At 59.0% G+C, this 13645-nt stretch carries 12 protein-coding genes; 10 read left to right on the forward strand and 2 right to left on the reverse strand.

Annotation, left to right across the window (positions count from 1 at the left end; all coding sequences use genetic code 11):
- Positions 1-7: 7 nt before the first annotated feature.
- Positions 8-469, forward strand: a complete 462-nt coding sequence (gene tatB / locus AC07XP_RS19740; RefSeq protein ID WP_062471652.1) for a Sec-independent protein translocase protein TatB — start codon at positions 8-10, stop codon at positions 467-469.
- A gap of 73 nt (positions 470-542) precedes the next feature.
- Complete coding sequence (gene tatC / locus AC07XP_RS19745) at positions 543-1358, forward strand: twin-arginine translocase subunit TatC (RefSeq protein WP_495265609.1); 816 nt, start codon at positions 543-545, stop codon at positions 1356-1358.
- A gap of 98 nt (positions 1359-1456) precedes the next feature.
- On the opposite strand, the gene AC07XP_RS19750 is transcribed toward tatC, so the two are convergent.
- Positions 1457-2617 carry a S1C family serine protease gene (locus tag AC07XP_RS19750; protein WP_307584233.1) on the reverse strand — a complete coding sequence of 387 codons (1161 nt, stop codon included), beginning with the start codon at positions 2615-2617 and terminating at the stop codon, positions 1457-1459.
- Positions 2618-2908: 291 nt separating this feature from the next.
- Between AC07XP_RS19750 and AC07XP_RS19755 the strand changes: the two genes are divergently transcribed.
- The 3 genes from AC07XP_RS19755 to pdxA are packed head-to-tail and all read left to right on the forward strand — an operon-like array spanning position 2909 to position 6068.
- Complete coding sequence (locus AC07XP_RS19755) at positions 2909-4261, forward strand: MFS transporter (protein WP_070059916.1); 1353 nt, start codon at positions 2909-2911, stop codon at positions 4259-4261.
- Entirely contained in the window at positions 4258-5031 is a 774-nt protein-coding gene (locus tag AC07XP_RS19760; protein ID WP_307584231.1) for a Nif3-like dinuclear metal center hexameric protein, read from the forward strand. The genes AC07XP_RS19755 and AC07XP_RS19760 overlap by 4 nt, the downstream gene beginning before the upstream one ends.
- On the forward strand, positions 5028-6068 hold the full coding sequence (gene pdxA / locus AC07XP_RS19765) for a 4-hydroxythreonine-4-phosphate dehydrogenase PdxA (protein ID WP_495265610.1): 1041 nt from the start codon (positions 5028-5030) through the stop codon (positions 6066-6068). The genes AC07XP_RS19760 and pdxA overlap by 4 nt, the downstream gene beginning before the upstream one ends.
- 22 nt (positions 6069-6090) lie before the next feature.
- On the opposite strand, the gene mscL is transcribed toward pdxA, so the two are convergent.
- Positions 6091-6522: a large conductance mechanosensitive channel protein MscL gene (gene mscL, locus AC07XP_RS19770; RefSeq protein WP_062473649.1), complete on the reverse strand. Its 432-nt coding sequence runs from the start codon at positions 6520-6522 to the stop codon at positions 6091-6093.
- A 756-nt stretch (positions 6523-7278) separates the two neighbouring features.
- Here mscL and AC07XP_RS19775 point away from each other — a divergent pair.
- The 5 genes from AC07XP_RS19775 (at position 7279) to AC07XP_RS19795 (ending at position 13545) form a co-directional block, all read left to right on the forward strand.
- The gene (locus AC07XP_RS19775; RefSeq protein ID WP_495265628.1) at positions 7279-8355 is read left to right on the forward strand and encodes a polysaccharide biosynthesis/export family protein; all 1077 of its coding nucleotides are present in this window, start codon (positions 7279-7281) and stop codon (positions 8353-8355) included.
- A gap of 145 nt (positions 8356-8500) precedes the next feature.
- Positions 8501-9802, forward strand: coding sequence for a nucleotide sugar dehydrogenase (locus tag AC07XP_RS19780; protein ID WP_495265611.1), 1302 nt, complete (start codon positions 8501-8503; stop codon positions 9800-9802).
- A 106-nt stretch (positions 9803-9908) separates the two neighbouring features.
- Positions 9909-11327, forward strand: coding sequence for a flippase (locus AC07XP_RS19785; protein WP_495265612.1), 1419 nt, complete (start codon positions 9909-9911; stop codon positions 11325-11327).
- A gap of 17 nt (positions 11328-11344) precedes the next feature.
- Complete coding sequence (locus AC07XP_RS19790; RefSeq protein ID WP_495265613.1) at positions 11345-12313, forward strand: glycosyltransferase; 969 nt, start codon at positions 11345-11347, stop codon at positions 12311-12313.
- Positions 12314-12336: 23 nt separating this feature from the next.
- Positions 12337-13545, forward strand: coding sequence for a glycosyltransferase family 4 protein (locus tag AC07XP_RS19795; RefSeq protein ID WP_495265614.1), 1209 nt, complete (start codon positions 12337-12339; stop codon positions 13543-13545).
- Positions 13546-13645 lie beyond the last annotated feature (100 nt).

Raw genomic sequence — 13645 nt, forward strand, 5'->3', positions numbered from 1 at the left:
CACATCCGTGATCGACCTCGGCATTGAGAAGCTGGCGCTCATCGGCGTCGTGGCGCTGATCGTGATCGGGCCGGAGAAGCTGCCGCGCGTTGCACGCACGGTGGGCGCCCTGCTCGGCAAGGCGCAGCGCTACGTGAACGACGTCAAGGCCGAAGTCAACCGTTCGATGGAGCTCGACGAGCTTCGCAAGATGAAGACCACGGTCGAGGACGCGGCGCGCGACGTGGAGCACAGCATCCACACCGGCGCCAGCGAGTTCGAGAAGCAGTTTTCCGGCGCGTCCGGCGACACCCTGTCGGCACTGGCCGAGCCCGAGCAGGCGGTGCCCGAATACAGGCACCCCCGCAAGAACTGGCGCCTGAAGCAGGGCGCCACGCCGAACTGGTACAAGGCGCGCAACGGCGTGCGGACCAAGGCGCTGTCGGGCGCGGCGCGGGTCGCCCGCTTCCGCCCCCACAAGATCAACTGACGCACACGCACGCCCCGCGGCGTTCCCGGGCGCCCCGTGCGCCTGTGTCTTCTCCCACGCTTTCTCCTTTCCCATGGCCGATTCCGACAACAAGAACAAAGAAGACGAGCTGGCGGGCACCGAGCAGCCGTTCGTGCAGCACCTGGTCGAGCTTCGGGACCGGCTGCTGTACTGCGTCTACGGCCTCGTGGTCGCGGGCATCCTGCTGGCGATCTGGCCCGGCCCGGGCGGGCTCATGGACATCATCGCCATGCCGATCCGCGCGCACATGCCGCCCGATGCCAAGCTGATCGCCATCGGCGTGTTCTCGCCGTTCTTCGTGCCGCTCAAGGTGCTGATGATGGCGGCCGTGCTGCTGGCGCTGCCCTGGCTCATGTACCAAGCCTGGATGTTCGTTGCGCCGGGCCTGTACAGCCACGAAAAGCGCTTTGCGCTGCCGCTGATCTTCTTCGGCAGCGCGCTGGCCTACGGCGGTATCGCCTTCGTGCAGCTGTTCGTGCTGGACAAGATGTTCGGCTTCATCCAGAAGTTCACGCCCGCGGCGGTGGCGGCCACGCCCGACATCTCTTCGTACGTGGAGGCCATCCTGTCGCTGTACATCGCCTTCGGCGTTGCCTTCCAGGTGCCGATCGTGGTGATGCTGCTGGTGCGCTTCGAGATGGTCACCATCGAGAAGCTGCGCTCGTTCCGCGGCTACTTCATCGTGATCGCCTTCGTGGTGGCCGCGGTGCTCACGCCGCCCGACGTGGTCTCGCAGCTCGCGCTGGCGGTGCCGATGTGCCTGCTGTACGAGGTGGGGATCATCGGGGCGCGCTACTTCGCAGGAACGGGCAAGGCGACCGAGGGTGAAGAAGAGGGCGCGGGTTCGGGGTCTTCCGGCAGTTCCTGATCCCGGATCGATCGGCTCCTGCCCCCAAACAAAAGCGGCCCGAGGGCCGCTTTTTTGTTGCTGTCCGATCTGCGGCCGGAGCCGCTGTCGTTTCTCGCCTACTCGTTGTTGGGCAACTGCTGCCGGATCGGGCTCTTCGGTCGCAGCCCTGGCGTCACGTCCAGTTCCATCTTGTCGGTGCCGCGCTGCAGCGCGAAGCGCGCGGTGTCGCCCGGCTTGAGGCCGGCGACGGCGGTCAGCAGGGCCTGCACGCTGTCGGTCTTCTTCTCGCCCACCGATGTGATCACGTCGCCCGGGCGGATGCCGGCCTTGGCGGCGGGGCCGTTCTGCAGCACGCCAGTGATGATCACGCCGGCGTCGGCCTTCACGCCGAAGGTCTCGGCCAGTTCGGGCGACAGGTCGCTCGGCTCGACGCCGATCCAGCCGCGGCGCACCTGACCTTCCTTCACGATGCCCTCAAGCACGATCTTGGCCATCGACACCGGAATGGCGAAGCCGATGCCCATGCTGCCGCCCGAGCGCGAGTAGATCGCGGTGTTGATGCCCTGCAGGTTGCCGTTGACGTCGATCAACGCGCCGCCCGAGTTGCCGGGGTTGATGGCCGCGTCGGTCTGGATGAAGTTCTCGAACTGGTTGATGCCCAGCTGGTTGCGCCCCAGCGCCGAGACGATGCCGCTGGTCACGGTCTGGCCCACGCCGAAGGGGTTGCCGATGGCCAGCACCTGGTCGCCCACCAGCAGTTCGTCGGAGTTGCCCAGCACGATCACCGGCAGCTTGTCGAGCTCGATCTTGAGCACGGCCAGGTCGGTGTCGGGGTCGGTTCCGATCACCTTGCCGCGCGCGTGGCGGCTGTCGTTCAGGGTGACCTCGATTTCGTCGGCGCCCTCGACCACGTGGTTGTTGGTGAGGATGTAGCCGTCGGTGCTCACGATCACGCCGCTGCCCAGGCCCACCTGCGGCTGGTCGGCCTGGTCGCCGAAGAAGAAGCGGAACCAGGGGTCGTTGCTGCGCGGGTGGCGCTGCGCGGCCTTGCTGGTGTTGATGCTCACCACCGCCGGCGAGGCCTTCTTGGCCGCCGCGCTCAGGCTGCCCGCGGCGGGCACGGCCGGCGCGCCGCTGGGCGCTTCCACGATGGACACCACGCCGCCCAGCGAGGTCGAGCGCTTATTGATCCACTCGGGCTTGAGCGTCGCGACGACGAAATAGGCCGCCAGCAGGACGGTCACGGCTTGGGCAAAGAGCAGCCAGGTGCGTTTCATGAAAGCTTGAAGAAAGAGCGTTGGAAAAGCGCTGAAAGACGGCGCCGGTTGCAATTGTCCCTCAACCGGCCTGGCGCCATAGACCGCGCGGCAGGGTCGAGATTGCGCGGCCTGCGGGGCGTGAATACGGGCTAACCCTTAGTATCGGCAGGCGATCCGACCCGGATCGCCCCCTCAGGCCTTCCGCGTCGCCCACCCGGCGGACGCGGCCAGGCGATCCCTTCGTCGGCGTGCCACGCTCTGCCCCTATCCGGTTCAAGGCAGGCGAGCGGCCACGATACCCCTGCTGCCATGACCTCAGAAGCTACCTACACGGACGGCGCCACGCCCGCGCCGGCGCGCACGCTCGATGCGCGCGACTACAAGACCCTGGCCCTGTCCGCCCTCGGCGGCACGCTCGAGTTCTACGACTTCGTCATCTACGTCTTCTTCGCGACCGTGCTGGGCGCGCTGTTCTTCCCCGCCGACATGCCCGACTGGCTGCGCCAGCTGCAGACCTTCGGCATCTTCGCGGCGGGCTACCTCGCGCGGCCCGTGGGCGGCATCGTCATCGCGCACTTCGGCGACCTGCTGGGGCGCAAGCGCATGTTCACGCTGTCGATCTTCCTGATGGCGGCGCCCACGCTGGTGATCGGCCTCTTGCCCACCTACGCGAGCATCGGCGTGGCGGCGCCCCTGCTGCTGCTGGCCATGCGCGTGCTGCAGGGCGCGGCCATCGGCGGCGAGATGCCCGGCGCCTGGGTGTTCGTGGGCGAGCACGTGCCGGCCAAGCGCTACGGTTTCGGCATCGGCACGCTGACCTCGGGCATCACCGGCGGCATCCTGCTGGGCTCGCTGGTGGCCGTGGCCATCAACCGCCACTACTCGCCGGAGCAGGTGAACGACTTCGCCTGGCGCATTCCCTTCATCCTGGGCGGTGTGTTCGGGCTGTTCTCGGTCTACCTGCGCCGCTTTTTGCACGAGACGCCGGTCTTCAAGGAGCTGGCCGGTCGCAAGACGGTCGCCCGCGAGTTGCCGCTGCGCACGGTGCTGCGCGAGCACCGCCTGGCGAGCGTGTACGTGGGTCTGCAGACCTGGGTGCTGTCGGCCGCCATCGTGGTGGTGGTGCTGTACACGCCCACCTACCTGCAGAAGGTGCACCACATTCCGGCGGCGCTGGCGCTCGAGGCCAACGCACTCGCCACGCTGACCCTGACCATCGGCTGCGTGATCGTCGGCTGGGCCAGCGACCGCATCGGCACGCGCGCCGTGATGCTCATCGGTTGGGGCGGCCTCTTTGCCACCGCCTACCTGTTCTACACCGGGCTGCCCGGCACGCCGGCCACGCTGTTCTGGCACTACGGGCTGGTGGGTCTGTTCGTGGGCACCATCGCCACGGTGCCGATCGCGGGCGTGCGCGCCTTTCCGGCGCCGGTGCGCTTCACGGGGCTTTCGTTCGCCTACAACATGTCTTATGCCGTCTTCGGCGGCCTGACGCCGGTGATCCTCACGCTCTGGCTGCAGCACGACACCATGGCGCCGGCGCACTACGTCGCCGCGCTGGCGGCGCTGGGTTTCCTGCTGGCCCTGTGGCCCCTGGCCGCACGCGGCCACCCGATGCGCGATGGCGCGCCGGCCGCGGGGAGCGCGACAATGTCGCGATGAGCACCACACGCCACGAACTGCTTCACGCATTCGACCTGCTGCTGGCCCCCGGGCGTTTCAAGGATTACGGACCCAACGGCCTGCAGGTCGAAGGGCGCACCGTGGTCCGCAAGATCGTCTCGGGCGTGACCGCCAGCCGCGCGCTGATCGAGGCCGCGATCCACGCCGAGGCCGATGCCATCTTCGTCCACCACGGCCTGTTCTGGCGCGGCCAGGACGGCTGCGTCACCGGCTGGATGAAGCAGCGCCTGGGCCTGCTGCTGGGCGACGACGTCAACCTCTTCGCCTACCACCTGCCGCTCGATGCGCACCCCGAACTGGGCAACAACGCGCAACTCGGCCTGCAGCTGGGGCTCGTGGCGCACCCGGGGTCGGCAGGACGCTTCGGCGAACAGGAACTGGGCTTCCTGGGCGCGCGCGAGAACGGCGAAAACTTCGCCAGCGCGAAAGCCCTGGCGACCCATGCCGAGAAGGTGCTGAAGCGGCCCGTCACGCTGGTCGACACGGCCCACCGCCCGATCAAGAACATCGCGTGGTGCACGGGCGGCGCCCAGGGCTACTTCGAGGCCGCCATCGCGGCCGGCGCCGACGCCTTCATCACCGGTGAGATTTCCGAGCCGCAGGCGCATTACGCCCGCGAGTTGGGCGTGGCCTTCCTGGCCTGCGGCCACCACGCCACCGAGCGCTACGGTGCGCAGGCCGTGGCCGCCCATGTGGCGGCGCAGCTCGGGCTGAAGCACGAATTCATCGACATCGACAACCCCGCATGAAGGCGCCGATCGCGATCACGCTCGGCGACCCGGCCGGCATCGGCCCCGAGATCATTGCCAAGGCCTTCCGCGACGCGCCTGACGCCGTGCGCGGTGCGTTCGTGGCCGGCGACGTCGGCACGCTGCGCCGTGCGTCGCAGGCGCTCGCGGCGCCGGGGCGACTGGCGTGGCCTGTCGTGGAGATCGCCAGCGTCGCTGAGGCGGCCACCGTGCCGCCGGGGTGCATCCCGGTGCTGCAGGTGATCGCGCCGCCGAACGGCATCGTGCAGGGGCAGATCAGCGCAGAGGCCGGCCGCGCCGCCGGCGACTGCGTGGTATGGGCCGCGCGGGCCGCGTTGCGCGGCGAGATTTCGGCCCTTGTCACCGCACCGCTGCACAAGGAAGCGCTGGCCGCGGCCGGCTTCCCGTACCCCGGCCACACCGAGCTGCTGCAGGCCGAGGCCGCCGCCCACCTGGGCCGCACCGTGGCCGATGTGCCCGTGCGCATGATGCTGGCCAACGACGAGCTGCGCACCGTGCTCGTGAGCATCCACATGTCGCTGCGCGACGCCATCGAGGCCGTGCGCTTCGACGGCGTGTTGGACACGCTGCGCATCACCCATCGCGCCTTGACCCACGCCCTCGGGCGGCCGCCGCGCATCGGCGTGGCCGGGCTCAACCCGCACGCGGGCGAGGGCGGCCTGTTCGGTTCGGAAGAGCGCACCGTCATCGCGCCGGCCATCGAAGCCGCACGCGCCGAGGGCATCGACGCCCAGGGGCCCCATGCGCCCGACACCGTCTTCATGCGCGCGCGCGCCAAGGCCGGCGTGCCGTCCAGCGGCGAGTTCGACGTGGTGATCGCGATGTACCACGACCAGGGCCTGATCCCGGTCAAGTACCTCGGGGTGGAGAAGGGCGTGAACGTGACGCTCGGGCTGCCGCTGGTGCGCACCAGCCCGGATCACGGCACGGCGTTCGACATTGCGGGCCGGGGCGTGGCCGATGCGTCGAGCCTCGTCGAGGCGCTGCGCATGGCGCGAACGCTGGCCGGCGCCTGAGCGCGCGGCCAGAAAGAAAAGCTCAGGGGCGCTTCAGGCTGTCGCGGATCTCGCGCAGCAGCGTGATGTCTTCCGGCGTGGCGGCCGGCGCTGCCGGGGCGGCCTCTTCGGTCTTGCGCAACTTGTTGATCTGCTTGACCATGATGAAGATGATGAAGGCGAGGATCACGAAATTGACAGCAATCGTGATGAAGTTGCCATACGCCAGCACCGGCACGCCGGCTTTCTTCAGCTCCGCCAGCGTGTTCGTCACGCCCGGCGGCACCGTGCCCAGGATCACGTAGAGGTTCGAGAAGTCGAGCTTCCCGAACACCATGCCCACGAGCGGCATGATGATGTCGGCCACGAGCGAGTCGACGATCTTGCCGAACGCCGCCCCGATGATCACGCCGACGGCGAGGTCGATGACGTTGCCCTTGACGGCAAACTCCTTGAATTCACTGAGGATGCTCATGATTCAGAAAGGGTGCTGAAGACCTGCTGTTGAAAGGGGTGCCAGTATGCCTGTGGAAGCGGGAGGCCAAGACGGGCGGCGCGGCGGGTGATGCTGGACTGCAACTGAGGCATGACCGCTGGCGGCTCCTGCCTGGAACGGACGGAGGGTACCCAGTCTCCGTAGCTAAACCTTGCCGACTACGCTTTGGAACGTCTTGTTTCCAATTTCGCGGGATGGGTAGAACCGGCCGGATACGTCGTGTTTTGCTCTCGAAAAGAAGGCAAAACGGCGCAGTGCGGGCATTCCGGAAGCATCCTGGAACGCAGGCAAAGCCCCATTGACAGTGCACTGCACTGGTACGATGAGAGGGGAGCAGTGGGGAGCGGCCGCGTGAAATCGAGCTTCAAGACTTCTGTCTGTCAGAGCGCATTCGCCCTGGGTGCGCCAGATTCTTGCGTGACCCCGCGATGAATTCTGCACCCTTGTTGCCTGAATTTGCCAGTTTCAGCGCGACTATAGCTGTTCAAATTTTTACATAAATGGTGCCGCGTAGTGGCGGCGATCACAAGTGTCTGAAAAAGAAGCGCGATACAAGAGAGCGGATGTGCGAGCCTCGCATGCCTTCGGGAATTGCCGTTCTTTCGCCGCTTCGTTGTTGATACGACTGACTGACTGACTTTCAAGGGACCTGAATTGAGAAGAGATGCGAAAGCCCTCGCGTGGGTAGCGCTTGCCGGCGCGGTGTTGCTCCAGGGCTGTGCCGTGGTGCCCGGCATGGGTTCGGTGGAGCCATACGAAGCGGGCGGCGAGTTGCCGTCGCAGTTCCGCTACCTTCCCGATGAAGCGCCTGAAGGCGAAATCACCCCGATCTCGCTGGCGCTGGTGCGCACGCTGGCGGAGGTGTCGCCGAAGGGGGTGCCGCCTGAGGTGCAAGCGCTGTTTGGCAAGGGGGCTCGCTACACCATCGGGTCGGGCGACGTTGTGGGCGTGATCGTGTATGACCACCCCGAGTTGCTGCCCAATGCGGGTGCTGTGATTTCGCAGTCGGTAGACCCTACGGGCGTTCAGGTGGCGCCTGGTTTCATCGTTGATGCCAACGGAGAAATATCCTTCCCGTACATCAAGGGCCGGGTCCGGGTTGCGGGTTTGAGTGAGAGCGAAGCTTCGGAGTTGTTTGTCAAGTTGCTCGCACCGCATATCCGGGATCCACAAGTGACGGTGCGGATTCAGTCTTTCAGAAGCCGCCGTGCTTATGTGGAAGGCGAAGTGCGGAATCCTGGTTCACAAATCTTCACCGACGTGCCTATGACGTTGAATGAAGCTATCAATCGAGCTGGCGGCATTACTTCCGATGGCAACCGGTCTGCCATTACCTTGGTCCGGGATGGACGATCAATCCCCATCGATATGACTCGGCTGCGGGAAGCGGGCTATGACGGAAACAACATCCCACTGAAGAATGGCGACACCGTCCGTGTGGCGCACAGAGAGGATTCCAAGGTCTTCGTCATGGGGGAAATCATGGCAACAGCGGCGTTGCCCATGCGCAGCAATGGCCGGCTGAGCTTGAACGAGGCTTTGGGAGAGGCTGGAGGCCCTATGGCCTCGACGTCCAACCCCGGGCAAATCTATGTCATCCGCCAAGGGGCAACGGGTAAGCCGGCCATTTTTCACTTGAATGCCAAGAACCCGGCTGCGTTTGCGCTGGCGAGTCAATTCCGGTTGCAGCCGCAGGACGTTGTCTATGTCGACCCGATCCCGCTGGTCAAGTGGAACCGTGTGGTCAGTCTAATCCTGCCCTCCGCATCGGTGGCTAACACCGCCAGCGAGATGTACATCAGGCACCGTTAGCCTTGCCAAGAGCCCAACCGAGTTCTTGAGGTTCACGGCGCGAGTCAGCTTACTTTGAAGTCGACGGCCGCGAATGCGGTGTGGCGGCATGGCTCTTGTCTGGGTCTGTCGCCAATTTTTTTGTCTCCAGTGTTTTCAACACAACATGCAAGTCATTCAATCAGCTCAACCTATCGCGATCATCGGCCTCGGCTACGTGGGCCTTCCCCTCGCCGTGGAATTTGGAAAGAGGCGTCGAGTGGTCGGCTTCGACATCAATGCAGAGCGCATCACCGAATTACAGAGCGGACACGATCACACGCTTGAAAGCACTAGAGAGGAGTTGAAGGCGGCAACGCAGCTGGCATTCACGTCGCATGTGGATGATTTGCGTGAATGTGCCGTCTTCATCGTGACCGTGCCTACGCCGATCGATAACGCGAATCGGCCCGACCTGACGCCGCTGGTCAAGGCCAGTGAAACCGTCGGCAAGGTCATGTCGAGAGGGGCGATCGTCATCTTCGAATCGACGGTCTATCCAGGTGCGACAGAAGAAGTGTGCGTGCCCGTGCTGGAGAAATTCAGCGGCAAGAAATTCAACGTTGATTTCTTCTGCGGATACAGCCCAGAGCGGATCAATCCAGGGGATAAGGTCAACACCCTCACCAAGATCAAGAAGATAACCAGCGGCAGCACGGCTGAGGTGGCTGATGTGGTCGACGCGCTCTACAACGAGATCATTACCGCCGGTACACACAAAGCCGCCAGCATTAAGGTGGCAGAGGCCGCGAAGGTGATCGAGAACACGCAGCGAGATCTGAACATCGCGCTGGTCAATGAGCTGTCCGTGATTTTCGAGCGCCTGGGCATTGACACCCTAGACGTGCTCGAGGCCGCGGGTAGCAAATGGAATTTCCTGCCCTTTCGCCCGGGCCTTGTGGGGGGACATTGCATTGGCGTGGATCCCTATTACCTCACTCACAAGGCGGAACAGGTCGGCTACCTTCCGCAGGTGATATTGGCGGGACGCCGCATCAACGACAACATGGCGCGCTACGTGGCTCGCAACACCATCAAGCTGATGCTGAAAAACGGCATGGATGTGCCGCGTTGCCGCATCGGCGTGCTAGGCATCACTTTCAAGGAAAACTGCCCCGATATTCGTAATAGCAAGATCGTAGACATGGTGCGCGAGTTTCAAGCGTGGGGCGCTTCGGTTGCAGTCGCTGATAAGTGGGCGGACGCAGGAGAGGTTGTCCGAGAATATGGCATTGAACTTGGTTATGTTGACGCAAAAAACCCAGTCGATGCTCTCGTTGTCGCGGTTGGTCACCGCGAATACCGTAGCGCAAAAGTAGACGAGCTGCGTACATTTTGCAGGGGAGAGCTGCCAGTACTAATCGATGTAAAAAGTCTTTTCAACCCGCAAGAGGCGCGTGATGCAGGCTTTACGGTTTTTCGCCTTTGAAGAAATCAGGATGCGGCGAAATAAAATCAGGCAGTTTGTGCGAATGGTAAAGAGTAGTTCATCAAATCAGTGCGTGGTTTTCTGCATTCGAACGAATCGAAGCTAGATGAGCATTAAAAAAAATAGCATCATAAATTTCATTGGGGCAGCAATTCCTTTGCTGCTCACGTTATTTACGTTGCCTCTGTACGTTCAAACGATTGGAGAAGAGCGATTTGCTGTCGTATCAATCGCGTGGATAATTTTGGGGTACTTCGGATTTTTCGACTTGGGCCTGAGTCAGGCGACAGCGTCAGCAGTCGCAAAAACGGGCGACCAACATCTTTCCCAAAGAGGCGAAATCTATTGGACAGCTCTAACCATAAACGGATTTTTTGGGTTGATCGGTGGAGCCCTTGCTTGGGTGGCCGGATATGTATTTTTTCGTGACTACTTTGTAACCTCGGTTGACTTAAAGAGTGAGATTTTAGGGGTGCTTCCCTGGTTGGCTATTGCCGTCCCCATTGCGACCATTTCGGGTGTTCAAATCGGCTGTTTGCAGGGTAGAGAAAAATTTATTGCAATCAATAAGATCTCCATTGCCGGCAGCTTTCTGTTGCAGTTGCTCCCATTGGTCGCGGCAATCACGATCTCTCCAAGGCTCAATGTAATCATGCCGGTCACTGTTCTGAGCCGGGTCGTTGTACTGATTCTCTTGGGAGCTTCGGTCAATAAGTATTTTCAAATCGCAAGGCGCCCAATATTCAAAAAAACGCTTGCGAAAGAATTATTGAATTTTGGCGGATGGGTTACCGTCAGTGGGATAATTAGCCCAATATTAACTACTTTTGATCGATTTATAATCGGTGCAATCGCTGGAGCAAAATCGGTAACGTACTATACGGTGCCATATAATTTGGCTAGCCGAGTAAGCATATTCCCCACAAGTCTCACAACCGCACTATTTCCACGACTCTCGGGTGCTAATTCCTTGGATCGTCACGCCTACGCAAAAAATGCTATCGCGGCACTCATCTTGATAATGCTGCCATTGCTTGCTTTTGGGATTTTGAATTTCAATGCCTTTTTAAAAATCTGGATGAACCTCGAGTTCTCAAGAAAATCTAGCGGCATAGGGGAAGTGATCTTGCTCGGGATGTTTTTTAATTCTCTCGCAAGAATTCCATACGTTTCGTTGCAAGCATCGGGGCGTCCTGATTTAGTAGCGAAGTGCCACTTGGTAGAGGTCATCCCTTATTGTTTGATTTTGTACCTCGCGACAATTCATTTTGGAGCAATTGGCGCCGCTGCCGCATGGACTCTCCGAAGCTGCGTGGATGCTATTTTGCTATTCTTTTTTCATGGCATTGAAAAAAGAAATTTACTGAATGCAATTGCCGCATCTGCTTTTTTGCTTGGACTGACACTCTATTCGATTTTCAAGCCCGAGTCGACAATTGCCGAGGAGGTTGGATTGAACGCATTTTTGATAGCTCCACTTTTGCTTTGGAGTGGGCTGATGATTAGAAAGATCAGGCGCGATTAAGCCGCGCATCGTTTCAAATGAAAATTTCCGTTGCTATAGCCACATTTAATGGCGCGCACTTTTTGGAAGCACAGCTAAATAGCATATTAAACCAGGAGCGCGTGCCGGATGAGATAGTCGTGAGTGACGACAACTCGACTGATGGAACTTTCGAGATATTGCAAAAATTTCAACGCGATGCAAATCTTGAGATGATTGTCGTAAAAAATGAGGGGGCATCTGGATATACGCAAAATTTTGCCAACGCGCTTGCCCGGACAACTGGGGATTTGATATTCTTGAGTGACCAAGATGATGTTTGGGGTAAAGAAAAAATCAATAAGATCATTGAGCTTTCAAGTCGCTTTCCTAAACATCTCGCATTCTTAAACGATACTGAGTTAACTGATGCGGAGCTCAAGCCAACGGGTCTTACCAAGCTTGGCCAAATTAAAGCAGCCGGCTTAAGTCGCGACTCCTTTATTATGGGCTGCTGTGCCGCAATAAGGCGCGAGCTCTTGGATTATTGCCTTCCCATTCCGATTTCCTTTAAGGGCCATGACAATTGGATTGTCGGCGTTGCAACCGGACTTGGTGCTACGTACATAAGCGAAGAGGTTTTGCAATATTATCGAAGGCACGACGACAATACGTCGATCTTGTTGGTCAATAGTTTGAAGCCAGTCAGTCTGCGCAGGGTGCTAATGGGCTCAATGGCTCGAGCTTTAAAAAATAGAGGTAACGCAGAATTGGTGGATCTAAAACTGAGAACCCAAACTATCTTGGGTCGAGTGAAAAGCCTAAAAGGAAAAATCGGCGAGTACAACGAGGCGCTCATTGCCTTTGAAAGTTCTCTTCTTAAAGAATTGGAGTTGACTGAGGTTCGCGTACGTGCTCGAAGCGGTAATCTGGCGCAAAGGATCGCGTTTGCCTTGTCCAAAAAAAATAGGCAACTCTACGGAGGAAAGGGCGCGATTAAAAAAATTCTCCGCGATATTTTGGCTTGACGAATTCTGCCTAGACTTCAAAAATGAAGAAGAAAAAGATTCTCTATATTCACCATTCAACAGGGATAGGGGGGGCGCCGATAAGCTTGATAGAAATAATCAAGACGCTTCCTTCTTCTGAGTTTGAGGCGGAGGTATTGCTGCTTAAGCAATCTGATGTGTGCGGTCTTTTTGAGGAGGCCAACATTGATTACAAGGTCGCCGATCATTGGTTTTACAAGCGGTGGTACTTGCCATATGCCCATATAGAGGTCGGGTGGGTGAAGATTTTTCAGCCATTGAAATTTTTATATTTTTCTTTTTCATGGCTGGTTTCCCGATTCTTCGGCGCGCAAGCCTTGTTGAAAGGTCACAAGGCTGACATAGTTCATTTGAACTCGTATGCACTAACTGATTTTTTATGCGCGTCCGCAAAAATCGCAAAAACCGTAATTCACGTGAGGGAGCCTGCCACTCGAGGACATTTTGGAATTCGACAAAGAATTGCAAGAGGGCAAATCTTAAAATACGCAAGCGATATTATTGCCATTAGCAAAGATAATCTTGCGCGTTTAAAGATCCATGGGCTGGGGCATGTGATCTATAACTCCTTTTCGCCAGCACTTGTTTCTTCAAGGTTGCCCAGCAGTCTGCCAAACTCTGTAATTTATCTCGGAGGCGCATCTCCCCATAAGGGCTTCTTGATGCTCGCGGCTGCTGCGGGAAAAATCAATCCCGAAATTAGTATAAAAATACTGGGATACATTAAACCCGATCTCGGATTAGAGGAGAATTTGGTCGGAAGAGTGAGGCACGGCCTGAAGAAAATTTCTTCCTTGGAATACAGGAGAACATTACAAGCCTTGGTTAAGTTGAAGGCATTGAAGAATGTTGAGTTAATCGGGGTGGTAAAAAATACGGAAAAATACCTCGAGGAAAGTCGCCTTCTGCTGAATTTGTTTACGATAACTCATTTTTCTCGTCCGATTATTGAGAGTTATGCAGTTGGTCGAGGAGTCATTGCAACAGATGTAGATGGTATCGACGAGATCGTAGACGCAGGTCTGACGGGGTTTTTAGTGAAAAAAAACAATCCCGAAGCTCTTGCTGAGTTGATTAATCGCGTCGCTTTGGATGATGACCTATTAGATCGGGTCGGGAAAAATGCTAGCGAACTTGCTGCAGTTCGTTTTTCTTCCAAAAATGTTAACAAGGTTATTGAAATATACGACGCATTGCTTCGAGTCGCTTGATCCGCATTGGTCTATATTAAACGTCGAAGCTTGACTGTATGGTGCATCGGTGTCGAAAAGCTCATGCCTTCGTCGAAAGGAAGTTGGCGGCTATGGATAA

The organism is Variovorax sp. GW531-E2 (assembly GCF_059423125.1).